Origin of the sequence: Pseudoalteromonas sp. DL-6, from assembly GCF_004328665.1 — a bacterium.
In the GTDB taxonomy this organism is placed as follows: domain Bacteria; phylum Pseudomonadota; class Gammaproteobacteria; order Enterobacterales; family Alteromonadaceae; genus Pseudoalteromonas.
This window is the reverse complement of sequence record NZ_CP019770.1, coordinates 2,733,370-2,749,095: the sequence shown is the minus strand read 5'-3', so window position 1 is coordinate 2,749,095 and position 15,726 is coordinate 2,733,370. Positions and strand designations below refer to the sequence as shown.

Annotated in this window: 17 protein-coding genes and 1 riboswitch; of the genes, 11 read left to right on the top strand and 6 right to left on the bottom strand. The window is 39.2% G+C overall.

The genetic code is table 11. The features are described 5' to 3' along the window. Window positions 1-7 precede the first annotated feature (7 nt). The gene (gene rarD, locus B1F84_RS12875; RefSeq protein ID WP_131691663.1) at window positions 8-928 is read left to right on the top strand and encodes an EamA family transporter RarD; all 921 of its coding nucleotides are present in this window, start codon (window positions 8-10) and stop codon (window positions 926-928) included. 3 nt (window positions 929-931) lie between these two features. Here rarD and B1F84_RS12870 read toward each other — a convergent pair whose 3' ends face one another. After that, on the bottom strand, window positions 932-2,164 hold the full coding sequence (locus B1F84_RS12870; RefSeq protein ID WP_131691662.1) for a response regulator: 1,233 nt from the start codon (window positions 2,162-2,164) through the stop codon (window positions 932-934). Between the two features lie 87 nt (window positions 2,165-2,251). Beyond that, window positions 2,252-2,626 (bottom strand): DUF413 domain-containing protein, encoded by a 375-nt coding sequence (locus B1F84_RS12865; protein ID WP_008467764.1) that lies wholly within the window; start codon window positions 2,624-2,626, stop codon window positions 2,252-2,254. Window positions 2,627-2,715: 89 nt separating this feature from the next. On the opposite strand from B1F84_RS12865, the gene B1F84_RS12860 reads away from it, so the two are divergent. From B1F84_RS12860 to ung, 8 genes are all read left to right on the top strand, one after another. Next, window positions 2,716-3,585 (top strand): LysR family transcriptional regulator, encoded by an 870-nt coding sequence (locus B1F84_RS12860; protein ID WP_008467766.1) that lies wholly within the window; start codon window positions 2,716-2,718, stop codon window positions 3,583-3,585. A 165-nt stretch (window positions 3,586-3,750) separates the two neighbouring features. Next, entirely contained in the window at window positions 3,751-4,680 is a 930-nt protein-coding gene (locus B1F84_RS12855; RefSeq protein ID WP_131691661.1) for a porin, read from the top strand. A 57-nt stretch (window positions 4,681-4,737) separates the two neighbouring features. Beyond that, window positions 4,738-4,868, top strand: a riboswitch (cobalamin riboswitch). A 73-nt stretch (window positions 4,869-4,941) separates the two neighbouring features. After that, entirely contained in the window at window positions 4,942-5,754 is an 813-nt protein-coding gene (locus B1F84_RS12850; protein WP_131691660.1) for an ABC transporter ATP-binding protein, read from the top strand. A gap of 1 nt (window position 5,755) precedes the next feature. After that, a complete protein-coding gene (locus B1F84_RS12845; RefSeq protein WP_131691659.1) occupies window positions 5,756-6,766 on the top strand; it encodes an iron ABC transporter permease in 1,011 nt (336 codons plus the stop codon). Further along, window positions 6,766-8,247: a cobyric acid synthase gene (locus B1F84_RS12840; protein ID WP_131691658.1), complete on the top strand. Its 1,482-nt coding sequence runs from the start codon at window positions 6,766-6,768 to the stop codon at window positions 8,245-8,247. The genes B1F84_RS12845 and B1F84_RS12840 overlap by 1 nt, the downstream gene beginning before the upstream one ends. Further along, window positions 8,240-8,839: a cob(I)yrinic acid a,c-diamide adenosyltransferase gene (gene cobO, locus B1F84_RS12835; RefSeq protein ID WP_131691657.1), complete on the top strand. Its 600-nt coding sequence runs from the start codon at window positions 8,240-8,242 to the stop codon at window positions 8,837-8,839. The genes B1F84_RS12840 and cobO overlap by 8 nt, the downstream gene beginning before the upstream one ends. Then, window positions 8,839-9,687: a cobalamin-binding protein gene (locus B1F84_RS12830; protein ID WP_131691656.1), complete on the top strand. Its 849-nt coding sequence runs from the start codon at window positions 8,839-8,841 to the stop codon at window positions 9,685-9,687. The genes cobO and B1F84_RS12830 overlap by 1 nt, the downstream gene beginning before the upstream one ends. Further along, window positions 9,684-10,346, top strand: a complete 663-nt coding sequence (gene ung, locus B1F84_RS12825; RefSeq protein ID WP_010391534.1) for a uracil-DNA glycosylase — start codon at window positions 9,684-9,686, stop codon at window positions 10,344-10,346. Before B1F84_RS12830 ends, ung begins: the two co-directional genes overlap by 4 nt. Window positions 10,347-10,405: 59 nt before the next feature. Here the strand turns inward: ung and B1F84_RS12820 are convergent, their stop codons facing one another. Together B1F84_RS12820 and tal are read right to left on the bottom strand one after the other, a co-directional pair. After that, window positions 10,406-10,594: a DUF3545 family protein gene (locus B1F84_RS12820; protein WP_008110646.1), complete on the bottom strand. Its 189-nt coding sequence runs from the start codon at window positions 10,592-10,594 to the stop codon at window positions 10,406-10,408. A gap of 226 nt (window positions 10,595-10,820) precedes the next feature. Then, window positions 10,821-11,771: a transaldolase gene (tal, locus tag B1F84_RS12815; RefSeq protein ID WP_008110647.1), complete on the bottom strand. Its 951-nt coding sequence runs from the start codon at window positions 11,769-11,771 to the stop codon at window positions 10,821-10,823. Between the two features lie 218 nt (window positions 11,772-11,989). Between tal and yaaA the strand changes: the two genes are divergently transcribed. After that, the gene (yaaA, locus tag B1F84_RS12810; RefSeq protein ID WP_131691655.1) at window positions 11,990-12,769 is read left to right on the top strand and encodes a peroxide stress protein YaaA; all 780 of its coding nucleotides are present in this window, start codon (window positions 11,990-11,992) and stop codon (window positions 12,767-12,769) included. A 176-nt stretch (window positions 12,770-12,945) separates the two neighbouring features. Here the strand turns inward: yaaA and B1F84_RS12805 are convergent, their stop codons facing one another. Next, entirely contained in the window at window positions 12,946-13,875 is a 930-nt protein-coding gene (locus tag B1F84_RS12805) for a hypothetical protein (RefSeq protein WP_131691654.1), read from the bottom strand. 266 nt (window positions 13,876-14,141) lie between these two features. On the opposite strand from B1F84_RS12805, the gene B1F84_RS12800 reads away from it, so the two are divergent. Continuing rightward, on the top strand, window positions 14,142-15,062 hold the full coding sequence (locus B1F84_RS12800) for a mechanosensitive ion channel family protein (protein WP_076918425.1): 921 nt from the start codon (window positions 14,142-14,144) through the stop codon (window positions 15,060-15,062). Window positions 15,063-15,286: 224 nt separating this feature from the next. Here the strand turns inward: B1F84_RS12800 and B1F84_RS12795 are convergent, their stop codons facing one another. Beyond that, entirely contained in the window at window positions 15,287-15,607 is a 321-nt protein-coding gene (locus B1F84_RS12795) for a BON domain-containing protein (protein WP_131691653.1), read from the bottom strand. Window positions 15,608-15,726: the final 119 nt, after the last annotated feature.

Genomic DNA, 15,726 nt, shown 5'->3' with positions numbered 1-15,726 from the left:
GGTTACTATGTCGATTGATACCGAGCAGCGAAAGGGCGCCATTTTTGCCTGCCTCGCTTTTTTTATGTGGGGCCTAGCACCTATTTATTTTAAGATGATCCAACATGTGTCAGCATTTGAAATTTTAATGCACCGTGTTATTTGGTCAGTGGTGTTTCTTATTGTGGTAGTGAGTGTGCTGAGCTACTGGGATAAAATTAAACGCATTTTAATCCAACCTAAACTTATTTTAATGTTAGTTGTTACCTCTACCTTACTGGGATTTAACTGGGGGTTGTTTATATGGGCCATTAATAACAACCACATGCTAGATGCCAGTTTAGGCTACTATATTAATCCTTTGTTAAACGTACTGCTTGGCATGGTGTTTTTAAACGAGCGGTTACGTAAGTTGCAAGGTGCTGCTGTTGCCTTAGCTTTTACGGGCGTGTTGTTACAGCTAATTAGCTTTGGCTCATTTCCAGTTGTGGCTTTTTCGTTAGCGACATCTTTCGCGTTATATGGCTTATTACGTAAAAAGCTACAGGTTGATGCTTTGCCTGGGATTTTAATCGAGGCATTAATATTATTACCAGTGGCACTGACCTATTGGTGGTTAATGGTGCCGACCGAAACCTCTAATTTACCAGCGAATGATTGGCTAACTAATGCATTGTTAGTGAGTGCGGGCATAGTGACTACGCTGCCATTGCTATGTTTTACTGGCGCGGCTAAGCGATTGCAATACACAACGCTTGGGTTTTTTCAGTACATAGGCCCTAGCTTAATGTTTATTTTAGCAGTGGTGTTTTATGGTGAAGTGTTTGATGCTGAACGGGTAATTACCTTTGCGTGTATTTGGAGTGCATTGGCTATTTTTAGTTGGGATTCATACCATCAGTCGCGTAAACGCAGAAAAGCGGCGATTGTTGCCTCCGGAGTGGTTTAGAAACTAAACCACTTTATTACGACCCGACTCTTTGGCTTTGTAGAGCTTTAAGTCGGCTTGTTTTAATAACTCGTCAATTTGATAGGTTTCACTATGGCTGAAGCCTATCGACAGCGTAAACTTGATTTGTGCTTGGCTAAATTCATGGCTGTTAAGCTCAATAAAAAGTCTGAAACTTTCGAGTCGTTTTAGTGCTTCTTGTTCGGTCAATTCAGTAAAAAATACCGCAAATTCTTCTCCGCCTAAACGGGCAACCAATTGGTTTTCAAAATACTTATTAAAACACACCGCAAGCCCTTTTAGCACTTCATCGCCGGCATCATGGCCATAGGTATCGTTAATCGCTTTAAAATGATCAATATCAAGCATCGCTAGCATGGCTGGTGTTTCTGCCTTTTTTAACTGCTTTAACGACTTATTAGCCTCTTCGAAAAAGTAACGACGATTAGGAAGTTTAGTTAAATAGTCGGTATTGGCTTGTCGCTTTATGGTGGCTATGTGTTCTAGCATATCGACGTTTTGGCTTAACCGGCAGTAAAACTCTTCACTATTAAAAGGTTTATACAAATAATCATTTGCCCCATTTTTTAGAAATAAGGCAGATAAATTAGACGACGTAGCACCTGAAATTCCAATAATAGCTTTTTCGTCATTAGTGTAAATCCGCCTAATTTCATTGCACAGCTCAACACCGCCCATGTTAGGCATTTCTTTATCGGTAATAATTACAGCAATATCTGGCGTATTTTCAAGCTCTTTGAGCGCCTCTATGCCATCGGCTGCTTGTAATACTTGGTATTTATGACGTGTTAATAAACTACATATGTATTGGCGTGTTGACGCTGAATCATCAACAACCAGTACTTTTACCTGTTTATTGCGAGGTAGGCGGTAAAGTTGCTTTTCTAAATATTCATAAGCTTGTTTATTGCCTTTGATAATGTAATCAATAATAGGGTATTTTTCGACGGTGTCGCGAGTTTGTTTATCAATATTGCCCGTCATAACTATGGTGGGGATATCTGCTGCAACCGTGCAGGGAACCGCTTCCCCTCGCGGGGCATCAGGCAATATAAAGTCAACGACCGCGCAAAAGTAAGCGTGCTCACTTATTAGCTCTTTAGTCTCAGCCAGCGACTGAGCGATATCAACCTCGTAGCCCGCTTTTTGCGCGATATGCTTTTGCACTCGCGCAATTGCGGGTGTGTCTTCAACAATAAGTATTCTGTGCGTCACGTAACAGCCCTGTTTAAAATTTTGCAAAAGTGTTTGCTTATACAAGTTGTAACTGCTAAAACGCCAAAAAGCAACTATTGTAATGACTTATAAATTGTCAGCCTCAGAATAATAATCTTGGCTGATTGGTGTTGGCCCTGAAATTTTTGAGCGACCAAATAATGTATGAAATTTTGTTTTGCAGGTTGTTAACTTTAAGTATTTAACCCATGCTCGCTCAATTGGGTTACTTGGCTCAATTATGCCACTGACCGCATTTACAAATTGTTGCTGATATTCGTTTTGTGGCTCAATTGTTTTGTTATACAGACTTTTTAAAACAACACCGTGCTGTTCTAAAATACTTGCCTCTAACAGGGTAAAATGTCCGCTGCGGCTAAATCCGCGTGGAAAGTTTTGATCATCATAAAACTGACGTTGACTAACAAATGCTTGACGAAGTAGTGAAATATCATTGCTCATAGCTGTACCCTCATACCAATTATTAGCTGGAGTATGGGACATAATTGCTATTTTTTTAAACAAAAAATTTTTATCGTGAGGATAAAAAATTGGACATAGATTTATTAAAAACATTTGTCGAAGTGGTGCGTACTCGCCATTTTGGTAAAGCGGCAGAAAACCTATACATAACGCAGTCTGCGGTGAGTTTTCGAATTCGTCAATTAGAGCAGGGATTAGGCGTAAATTTATTTATTCGCCAGCGTAATAATATACAACTAACGGCCCCTGGTGAGCGCTTATTACCGCATGCGCAAATGATTATTACCGGTATGCAAAGAGCCAAAGTGGATGTTGCACTTGCAGATAATATGCATAAGCAAATAAGCTTAGCAGGGACTCCTAATATTTGGGATGCTTTTTTACAGTTTGGTATTACAAATATTGTATCGGCTATGCCTGGTGTATCGCTGGTGGCAGAAGTGAAAGCGCAACAAGAGAGTACTCGATTACTACTAGAACGCACCCTTGATCTCGCCATTTTATTTGATCCGCCAAAAGTGGATGAACTCGTGGTTGAACGAATTTGTGAACTACCTATTATTCCGGTGAGTGGTTACGACACCGCAACAGGCGATAACTTCTTTGATAATCAATATGTGTATGTTGATTGGGGAACCACGTTTTCTCTTTGGCATGCGCGTCAGTTTACTGGTAAAACGCCGCCTTATTTTAGAACTAGCACTGGTCGTATAGCGCTTGATTTAATACTGCAATGCGGTGGTAGTGCGTTTATTCCACAAGTATTAGTTAAAGATCATTTGGAAAAAGGCGAACTTTTTCATGTTAAAGGGGTAGAAAATACCTCAAGAGATGTATTTGTTGCCTATCATAGAGATAACGAGCAGAAAGAGTTAATTGAAACCTTAGTTAATTTGTTGTCGCAAATGACACCCAGTTTATTGAAACAAAGTAAGTAGTGATCAGGCCGTATTTTAGTTACATGTTATTTTGATTTCATAATTAATGCAGTTTTATTAACTTAAAAAGACAAAAATATGTCGTTTGTAATATTTTTGTCATTTAGTGGTGACACACTGCTGCTGTTTTAAAAATTAGCCTATTGTGATTATCGAGGAAATAACATGAAATTTGTAAAATCGAGCTTGTGCTTAGCCTTACTTAGTGGTTTATCTTTTAATGCGCTTGCAGAAGTAGACATTTACGGTAAAGCGAATGTAACCGTTCAATCATCTGACGATGGTGAAGGGTCGTTTACTGAAATTAAAAGTAATGCATCTCGTTTCGGACTTAAAGGGTCTGAAAAAATTTCAGACGGTTTAGAAGCTGTTTATAAGTTTGAATTTCAGGTTGATGTGTCGGATGCTGACTCAAAAGGCGATAAAGATAATATTTCAGCACGTAATCAATATGTAGGTTTTAAAGGTTCATTTGGTCAGGTAGTAATAGGCCGTAACGATACAGCGCTAAAGCAGGCGCAAGGTAAAGTAGACTTATTTAGCGACCTTGAAGGTGATATTAAAAATATCTTTAAAGGTGAAAACCGTTTAGGTAACTCAGTATCTTACGCTTCAAACAGCTATGAAGGCTTTAAAGTATTAGCGTCATTTATTGCAGAAGACGATGTAGATGCTAAAAATGGTTACTCAGTGGCGTTAACTTATGGTGATTCAGGCCTTAAAAAGAGCGCAGTATATGCTGCTATTGCTGCTGACAGCGAAGTGAACGGCTACGATGTAGTACGTGCAACAGTACAAGGTAAAATTGAAGATTTTAGACTTGGCGCTATGTACCAAACACAAGAAAAATTAGACGGCAGCGCAGAAGCTGATGGCTATTTAGTGAATGCAGCTTACCTAATGGGTAGTAACACTTTTAAAGTTCAATACCAAGCAATGGACTTTGATGACAGCGATGATAAAAGCGCTGTAACAGTGGGTGTTGATCATAAGCTAAACAAAAACCTTAAAGTGTTTGGCTTTTACTCAAGTTTTGATATGGACAACAACGTTGACCAAGATTACCTAGGTTTAGGTATGGAATATAAGTTTTAACTAATACTTAGTTAAAACACTCCCTTTTAACCGCACTCAGTTGAGTGCGGTTTTTTTTGCTTTAAATTATTTACTTATCTGCGCATAATAGCCAAGCATTTGGAATGAGGTGAAACTCCTCAACTATTCCCGTAACTGTGATCAGTTTTACTGTAAGTCAGATACAAGTGCCTTAAAACTTCATATAACGAGCGGGTTAACTCATTTTCTTTTTAGTACTTGTGGTACTGAGTGTGGGTTTTTCCTGCCTAGGATAATTTTTTGCACACTCAAACCTCTAAACAAACAGCGCTTTTAACCGTAAATAATGTCTCTTGGCGAGTGGGTAATACCTTAATCCTTAAGCATATTAATGTGAGTATTGAGCGTGGCAAGTTTGTTGGCTTAATTGGTCCTAATGGTGCGGGAAAATCGAGTTTACTGCGTTGCTTATATCGATTTAATCAGCCATCAGCAGGCGAGGTTAAATTTAATAATACCGATATTTGGCAACTAAAAAGCGAAGACTACGCTAAGCAGGTTGCTGTTGTGCTACAAGAAACACCGTCGCAATTTAACCTCTCGTTATTCGATGTTGTGGCTCTTGGGCTTACGCCACATAAAACGCTATTCAGTTCGACCACCCAAGCAGATAAACAAAAAATAGCTCAGGCTATTAGCCATGTGGGACTTGAATCTCATAGTACTCAATTATTTGATTCGTTATCTGGCGGTGAAAAGCAACGTGCTTTTATTGCCCGCGCTATTGTGCAGCAACCACAACTTCTTATTATGGATGAACCGACCAGTCACCTTGATGTGAAATATCAAATTCAACTTATGGAGCTGGCTAAATCTTTAGGTATTACGGTGTTCGCGTCATTTCATGACTTAAATTTAGCCGCAGCTATGTGCGATGAGTTAGTGGTTATTAAAAACGGAGAGATTGTTGATGCAGGTAAGCCAAATAAAGTGGTCACCGAGCAGATGCTGGATGAGGTGTTTGGTGTTTGTGCTCAAGTGAGCACTCACCCTCAAGCAACAATCAAAGGTGAGGCTATTCCTCATATTACTTATTATTATGGATACCAATAATATGACGGCCTTTTCTAACCACGCCGTTGCATTAATCGCTGCGCTATTATGCGCACTATTGAGTTTATTTATCGCACTAAGTTTTGGTGCGGTACCTACGTCGCTCGCAGATGTATACCAAAGCTTAACCTTTTCAAACGAGGCTTCATTTACCAGCCGTATTATTATTGAATTAAGAATGCCACGTACTTTGTTGGCTTTTTTAGCCGGTAGTGGCTTAGCGATTGCAGGTTTAATACTACAAACGGTTACCCGTAATCCCTTAGCTGATCCTTATTTATTTGGTATTTCGTCTGGTGCTTCATTAGGGGTGGTTATATTAATGTCCTTGGTAGGAGCTGGGGCGGGTATTGCACTATCTGGGGCGGCATTAACCGGCAGTTTAGTGGCGATGGGGTTATTAATTTTAATTGCAGGTAGCCAGCGCAACGCTCAAGTTGAGTCGATGTTATTGGCAGGGGTGGCCTTATCATTTTTATTTAGTGCTTTTACTAGTTTGTTACTTTATTGGAGCGATCCACAAGCAGTCGCGGCTATTTTATTTTGGACTTTAGGTAGTTTTGCTAAAGCACAGTGGCAGTCGCTGCTGTTACCTGCCTTAGTCATTATAGTATGTACAATAGTCATGTTGGGTTTTAGGCGACAGCTTAATGCGATGTTGTTAGGCGATGAAAGCGCGACAACGCTTGGTGTTAGGGTGCATCGCTTTAGAATTTTAATGCTTATTTTAAGCTCACTGATCACGGCCGTATTGGTTGCTAACTGTGGTGGAATTGGTTTTGTTGGCTTGATGGTGCCACACATAGTACGCTTTTTTATCTCTCAAGGTAGTCGTGTTGGGTTATTAATGACCGGATTAGTCGGGGGCATATTTATGGTATGGGTCGATGTGCTTGCTCGTTCACTATTAAGCAACCAAGAGCTGCCAATCGGGGTGATCACGGCGGCTATCGGCAGTCTATTTTTCTTAAGTATATTGTATTTTCGTAAGCGCCAGCTGGTGGGTAAATAATGAAAACATTAATGGTACAAGGCACTACTTCCGATGCGGGTAAAAGTACCTTGGTTGCAGCGCTTTGCAGAGTGTTTGCCAATCAAGGTGTTAATGTTGCGCCGTTTAAGCCACAAAATATGGCGCTTAATAGTGCCGTAACGCATGATGGTGGTGAAATTGGTAGAGCCCAAGCATTACAAGCCGTTGCAGCAAAAGTAGCACCTGAAATAGACTTCAATCCCATATTACTCAAACCCAATAGTGATACCGGCGCACAAGTAATTATTCATGGCAAAGTTATTAGCAATATGGAAGCCGACTCTTACCATGACTATAAAAAAGTGGCTATGGATGCGGTATTAACCTCGCATAATCGTTTAGCTAAACGCTTTGATTTATTGCTGGTTGAAGGGGCTGGTAGCCCAGCTGAAATTAACCTAAGGGCAAACGATATTGCCAATATGGGCTACGCCGAAAAGGTCGATTGTCCGGTTATTATTATTGCCGATATTGATAAAGGGGGTGTGTTTGCTCACCTAGTAGGAACTTTGGCGCTATTAAGCGAGTCAGAGCAAGCACGGGTAAAAGGCTTTGTTATTAATCGTTTTCGTGGTGACATTAGCCTATTACAAGGCGGGTTAGATTGGCTTGAAGAGTACACAGGTAAACCTGTGTTAGGGGTGTTACCCTACCTACACGATTTAGCACTTGATGCCGAAGATGCCGTTGCCATAGATAATAATGTGACCGAAGCCAGCATTAATATTGCGGTACTCCTGGTGCCTCATATTAGTAACCACACTGATTTTGATGCACTGCGATTGCACCCAAATATAAATATAAACTATGTGCGTCATACTCAAGCGATTCCATCCGTTGACTTAATCATTATGCCTGGCAGTAAAAATGTACTTAGTGATTTGGTATTTTTAAAAAATGAAGGCTGGGATCAGCAAATTAAACGCCACTTACGTTATGGTGGCAAAGTACTGGGTATTTGCGGCGGTATGCAAATGCTAGGTAATACGATTTGTGACCCTAATGCGGTGGAATCATCATTAGGGCAAATAGCTGGGTTAGCGCTTAGTGATTTTGATACCATTTTAGGTGAGCAAAAAGTGCTAAGCCAAGTAAATGCAATACTTAATTTAAACCAGCAGCAGGTTGCTTGTCACGGTTACGAAATACATGCTGGGATCAGTAAAGGTCAAGCGCTCAACAAACCACTTATTCGCTTTAATAAACACCCAAATGGCTTTGAAACTGATGGTTTTATTAGTGATGATAATGCTATTGCTGGTACTTATTTACATGGCTTATTTGACAACGCAGCCGCTACAGAGCTGCTATTAAAGTGGCTAAAACCAGACAGTGAAATTAGTGGTATCAGCATCAATGAGCATCGCGAGCGCCAGCTAGAACGCCTCGCTAAAATGTGCCAAACACATTTAAACATTGAACAAATTATTAAAATTTACCAAGGACATAACAATGACTGAATCAACAAACGACAAGCACCAACAGCGCCAGCAAAAAGTAAAAGAACAAGTTGATGCTCGAGTAGCAGCGGCACAGCAAGAAAAAGGCATTTTTCAGGTTATTACTGGTAATGGCAAAGGTAAATCAACCTCTGGTTTTGGTGTGGTTGCACGTTGTGTTGGTCACGGTAAAAAGGCGGCCGTGTGTCAGTTTATTAAAGGTACGTGGGAATGTGGTGAACGTAATTTACTGCAAGGTGCAGGGGTCGAATTTGCTGTTATGAACACAGGTTTTACTTGGGATACGCAAAATAAAGAGGCCGATACTGCGGCAGCACAAGCAACATGGCAAGATTCAAAGCGGATGCTAAGCGACAGCAGTATCGATGTGGTATTACTCGATGAGCTCACCTATATGGTGACCTATGGCTATATCGACCTTGAGGAAGTGGTTGCTGCAATTAACAACCGACCTGTAATGCAATCGGTAATTATTACTGGCCGTGCTGCGCACCGTACCTTAATTGAGCTGGCCGATACCGTAAGTGAAGTGCGTAATGTAAAGCATGCGTTTGAGTCGGGCGTAAAAGCACTAAAAGGCTTTGATTACTAATGTTAAAACGCATTATTCTTGGGCTGTTATTGTTTGCTGTTTATGTACCTCAAGCCTTAGCCGACAAGCCGCTTCGTATTGTGGCTTTGGCACCACACATAGTCGAAAATTTATATGCCATTGGGGCGGGTGATCTAATAGTGGGCACGCTGGATTACGCAGATTACCCACAAGAAGCGACTAAAATTGAGCGTATCGGCGGCTATAATGGTATTTCTATCGAAAAGTTACTCATGCTCAAGCCTGACATGGTCATTGCGTGGAAAAGCGGTAATCAGGCAGAAGATTTGGCACAAATTAAGCGACTAGGGATTGAATTGCATTTAAGTAATCCACGCTCTATTGAAGGCGTAGCTAAAGAAATACTAAAACTAGGTCAATTAACCGGTCATATTGAGCAAAGTAAAAAAGTAGCTGAGGCATTTACAGTTAAGCTCAACGCAATTAAAGCCGCGCAGCATAATAAAACCATGCTTACTGGGTTTTATCAGCTGTGGCCAGAGCCTATGATGACGGTATCAAAAAATACATGGATAAATCAGTTAATCGAAACCTGCCAAGTAACTAATGTATTTGCTGACAGCGACACAGATTACCCACAAATCAGCATTGAAAACGTGATAGTGACTAAGCCACAAGTTATTATTATTCCTGATGAAAAGTCAAAACGGGTAATACCTACAGTTAATTGGCAGCAATGGCCTGAAATTCCGGCGGTTAAATATGAGCAATTTATTAGCGTTAACGCGGATTTATTACATCGTTTTTCCCCTAGAATGCTTGATGGGTTAGCACAAATGTGTGACAAAATTGAGGTATCTAGAGAACTTATTAAGAGTCAATTATGAGCAACTGGTCATCTTTTTTAAATCACGAACTTAGCCAAGCATATATGCAGCAAACCCTTGAATATGTTGCGAATAAACGATCAAACGGTATTGCTGTGTATCCACCAGAACCACAGGTGTTTAGCGCATTTGATGCAACTCCACTTAGCGATATCAAAGTGGTTATATTAGGTCAAGACCCTTACCATGGAGAAGGGCAAGCGCATGGCTTGTGTTTTTCTGTATTGCCTGAAGTTAAAAAGCTCCCGCCTTCACTTAAAAATATTTATAAAGAGTTAGTGACGGACATTAATGGTTTTATTACGCCAGAGCATGGCTATTTACAAAGCTGGGCAGATCAAGGTGTGTTTTTGCTTAATACCGTACTAACAGTAGAGCAAGGGCAAGCCCATTCCCATAAACATTTAGGTTGGGAACAATTTACCGATAACGTAATTACTCATATAAATGAGCATTGCCAAGGAGTGGTGTTTATTTTGTGGGGCGCACATGCACAAAAAAAAGGTAAAAGCATTGATCGCCAGCGCCATCATGTATTGTCTGGGCCGCACCCTTCACCGCTTTCTGCGCATCGCGGCTTTTTTGGCTGTCAGCACTTTTCAAAAACCAATGAACTGTTAATAGCGCAAGGAGCACAGCCCATTAATTGGCAAGTATAGGGTAATTGGTATTAAAAAAGGCTTTCATAAATGAAAGCCTTTTTAGTTGCTGTTGTTGATTAAAACTCTAATTCATCAATAGCAATACTATCAGCAAAATAGTCGAGCTCCTGTAGTTCTTTGCGCAAACGTTGCTTATCTTTTATTGCTTCTATTTCACGCCATTTTCTTTTTTTATTTTTTTGAGAGGTTTTTTTCGATGTATCAGAACCTTCTAATATCTCTATTATTTCGTTTAGGCTATCCATTGATTATCTCCTATTGACCACTTTTTGAACCTCGGCAGTATCTATACCACAGCTATTAATAAAATAGAATATAAATGTGACGAAACTGTTACTGATGGGTGGTGTTTTGATGAAGATCAATACAAAAAGAACGTAAATGGGGACAAGTCGAGTATTTAAAGTAAATCGCAGACATAAAAAAACGCCGCTAAAAGCGACGTTTCTTAACTCATTAAACAGCTGTTAGTTACATCGCTTTAAAGCGTGCTTCTAATTGCTCTTGCGCATCTGCAAATGAGCGAATACCTTCAGCTAGTTTCTCAGTGGCCATAGCATCTTGGTTATGTAACCAACGGAACTGTGCTTCACTAAGTGGCTCTGGTTTTGGCTCTTTAGCAATGTCGCTCTCTAGTAAGTACTCTTGTGCGTCTTCTAAATTACCTAGCTCTTCTAAAAGATTAGGACTAATTGTTAGCTTATCGCAGCCTGTAAGGGCAATAATTTCACCGGTGTTACGAAAGCTTGCGCCCATAACAACCGTTTTGTAATCGTGACGTTTGTAAAACTCAAAAATACTACGCACCGATTGTACACCCGGGTCTTGAAGCGGGTCGGTTGGTTTTTCCATACCGTTTGCTACGTGCCAATCTAAAATTCTGCCAACAAATGGCGAAATTAAAAATACGTTTGCATCAGCACAGGCACGAGCTTGAGCATCACTAAATAAAAGCGTTAAGTTACATTTAGTGCCTTCTTTTTCTAACTGTTCTGCGGCTTTAATGCCTTCCCAAGTAGAGGCTACTTTAATTAAAATCTTGTCTTTGCTTACGCCTTCTTTTTCGTAAAGGCTCAATAGCGTGTGTGCTTTATTAATTGTTGCTTGGGTATCAAATGATAAACGTGCATCAACTTCAGTAGAAATATAACCCGGTACAATTTCGCTAATTTCTTTACCAAGTAATACTGCAAAATAATCACAAGCCAGCTCTAGTTGTTTTGCAGGCTGTTGCTCGGTTTCTTTAGCGTATTGCCATGCTTTATCTAGATAAGGTTTGTAAGCTTCAATCTCGCTCGCTTTTAAAAGCAGCGATGGATTGGTAGTCGCATCTTCAGGTTGATGTTTTTTTATGGCTTCTATATCGCCCGTGTCGGCCACGATAGAAGAATGTTGTTTAAGCCTTTGTAGAGCGCTAGTCATTTGCTTTTCCTCATTCCAAGCAAGTTAAAAGAAAATCTAAACTACCTTAATATAGCTATACTGCAACAGTGTGACAATGCTTGATAGGTCTTATGTCCTTATCAATGAAAAAACGGTAACGGTTGAGTTTTAGGTAGGATAATTTTAAACAAAACGTGCTTTTCGTCTCATTTAATGTTGAAATTGACATTAAATAATTTACAAGTCAATAGCTAACTATGATCACTGTTATTTCACCAGCAAAGAATCTTGATTACGACACGCCACCCGCAACAGATAAGTTCACTCAACCTGAATTACTTGAGCACAGCGAAGCGCTCATGAAAGTATGCCGTGAACTAACTCCTGCGCAGATTGGTAGTTTAATGAAAATTAGCGATAAGCTCGCGGGCCTTAATGCAGCACGTTTTAGTGAGTGGGCGCAACCGTTTACTACGAGTAATGCTAAACAAGCGGTGCTTGCCTTTAACGGCGATGTATATGGCGGTTTAGATGCCGACACCCTAACGGCTAAGCAACTTGATTATGCTCAAGAGCATTTACGTATACTCTCGGGTTTATACGGATTATTAAAACCACTTGATTTAATGCAAGCCTACCGCCTAGAAATGGGTACAAAGCTTGAAAACAGCCGTGGTAAAAACCTATATGAGTTTTGGGGCAGTATTATTGCTAATAAACTTAACGACGTTTTAGCGGCACAAGATGCACAATATTTAGTTAATTTAGCGTCTAACGAATACTTTAAAGCGGTAGATAAAAAAGCGCTTAACGCACAAATTATTACCCCACATTTTAAAGACTGTAAAAATGGTCAATATAAAGTGATTAGCTTTTACGCTAAAAAAGCGCGCGGCATGATGGCGCGTTACATTATCGAAAACCAAGTCACGCAATTAAGTCAGCTTAAAGAGTTTACCGTAGCCGGTTATTACTTTTGCCCAGAGGCAACCACTAAAGAACTTGAACCGGTATTTTTGCGTGAAGAGCAAAGCTAACACATCGTTTAAAGTGTTTAATAAGCCATGCATTGCATGGCTTTTTATTTATTAACCTATGTTGGTAGGTAACAACGTTGGCAGTTAAGTGTTAGTCATCACCTGTTATCTGAGTTGACTTTATTTGCCATTTATAAAAATTTACAATTACGCACTTTTGTAAAATAATATCAATTTTAGCTACACACAAGCTCTGTTATCTTTTTTCCTTGTGCATTAGTTGTTACCACGTATGTACAATCTTTGATTGATCCAGTGTTAGCGCCACCACCTCTTACGGTTATAACTTTTATACCACTAATCTGTAGTGTTTCAAACCAACTAGCAAAATGCTCCATGTTTCCTGTATTGCCAGAATTAAGAATAACTCCACTCCTATAATGAGATAATCCTGATGACTTAATAGGAAGTATATTTCCTTCTTTATCACGAGCTTGCTCAAATTTTAAGTTTGCTTTCACATTAGTGCCATTAGTTGTAACTAACTCAACACCCATTGTTACTGTAGTACCATCAGTAAAGCTGACAGTTATTTGACTAGATAAATTTAATGATGTACTTAAAAATGGTATTGATATTGAAAGATTGGCTTTTAACTCTTGGTTTTGAGAGTCAATAATATCAAACTGACTTTTAATTTCTGGGTCATTCATTATTCTATCGCTCATTTTTCCCGCAAATAATTGAGGGAAAAGCGAAACTTCAAAAGCACTTTGAAATTCATCATCGTGAGGTAGGATTATATGGCTAATTTCTTTATCTATATTTCTAAGAGCTTCTTGATTAACTGTAAATGTATTACTAACTATTCGCGATAAAGTAGAATTTTTACTATGAGTACTAACATGCTCAACAGTAAAATCACCAACCTGAAGCATTTGGTCATTTCCAGTATATACAGCTTTATATTCATCGAGAATAAAGTCTGTGCCTTGTTGATCTATAATCCAAATTTTTTGACCATCTATGAATGAGGCTGCAAGTGCCGTTATTTTTTTGCCTTCCGCACTACAATAGTCACAACTAGCAGCGGTTGTTTGAGAGGCTTGTGAATTACTTGAAAACATAATGCATAACTGCATAGTAAAAAAAATTATATATTTCATTAATAAAATATCCCTATTATATTGAGTAATATCACGCTATCATTTTTCGCTGTGGGTTGAAAGTAAAATAACTAATGATAATAGCAAATACTTTAAGTGGGTTTTTACACTAAAAACTATTGATACAAAAGTGTAGTAAGTAACCTTAAGAATAAATTAACGCTCTCTTTAATTAAGTAGTTATAAGCCATGCATTGCATCGCTTTTTATTTTGGCGCTATTTTTGCAAACCTTAGGTTATTAACCCAAACTAAGGTATAAGATAAATGCTCTCAATTCCCTCAATTACAGAAGCCGAAAAACTTATAGAAGAGAAGCTCGGTGGCTGGTTTGATGTTGTTATAAGTCATATCCCAAACTTTATCGTTGCAGTAATTATTGCGATTATATTTTCATTTATAGCCCGCCTTGCAGGCAAAGGAATGAAAAAAGTATTGCGTCGTTCCCTCGACTCTACTCAAATTGCCGACTTAATGGCCTCCATTTTTAAAGTCATTGTTTTGAGTGTAGGAGTCTTTATTGCCCTTGATTTTATGGGTTTAAAAAGTACCGTTACGTCATTGCTTGCGGGTGCAGGTATTGTTGGTCTCGCCATTGGTTTTGCTTTTCAAGATATGACCGAAAACCTAATTGCGGGTATTGCTATGGGTATTCGTAAACCGTTCAAAGCGGGTGATGTTATCGAGACCGATAACGTATTTGGTTCAGTGCATTCAATAAATTTACGTAACACACTAATAGAGAGCTTTTACGGGCAGTTGATACTGGTTCCTAATAAAATACTATTTAGAAATGTACTGCGTAATTACAGCACTTTAGGGGTCAGAAGAATAGAAGTACCAGTAGGTATTTCTTACGCTGACGATATAGAAAAAGCCAGTGAAGTTATCGTCGATAAAATTAATCAACTTGACTTTGTGATCCGTAAAAATGAGACCGCGGTGTACGCAGAAGGCTTTGGTGATAGCAGTATAAACTTACTGGTATGGTTTTGGATTAAATACCCTGGCGAGCCCGATTTTATGACGGTGCGTCACAAAGGGGTTGTGGCAGTAAAGCAAGCACTCGATGCGGCAGATATAAGTATTCCGTTTCCAATTCGTACCCTTGATTTTGGTATTAAAGGCGGTGAAAAGCTCGATGCCATGATAAGCGAAAAAATAAGCCACCACTCGGCTAAAAAGTGAGAGCAAGGACAACAATAGATCAAACTAGATTGAGTAAATTGAGTGGGAAATAATTTCCCACTTGCAGCGCGTTTTTACATTGCCTGCTGCGCTGCACTCTTTTATGTAAGCCATTATTTAAATTTATTTTTATGCAGATATTTATTTTGCACAATAAAAAACGCAGCGTGTTTAAGCAACACGCTGCGCTTACTAAAAATTTAATTCACAAAGGTCAACAGACCTTAAATAATAGCGATATTATTTTTAATGCGTTTAACCCCATCCATATTTTCTAAAAACTTTTGTGCAAGAGCACGTTCAAAACCGTTTTTAGCTTCGCCTTTGAGTTCAACGTCACCGTTATTAACGCGTACGTTTAAATTTTCTAATTCTAAATTTGGATTAGTACGTAACTCATGAGTAATAGATTGTTGTAAATTAGGTTGTGTGGCCACACTACTCACTACTGCTAAATGCGTTGCTGCACTGACGTTAAAAGCAGAGGCTAATAAAAATAAACAACAAAACGAAATAAAACCGACAGTAAATTTAATGCGACTCATAACTATATCCTTAGTGTGTTACTAAAAAGCAACGCCGTTACTCGGCGTTTTAATACTCATATACTGTTAGGGGTTACAAGTTTCATTCCAAATTTAACCAATTGAAATTATTGGTTATT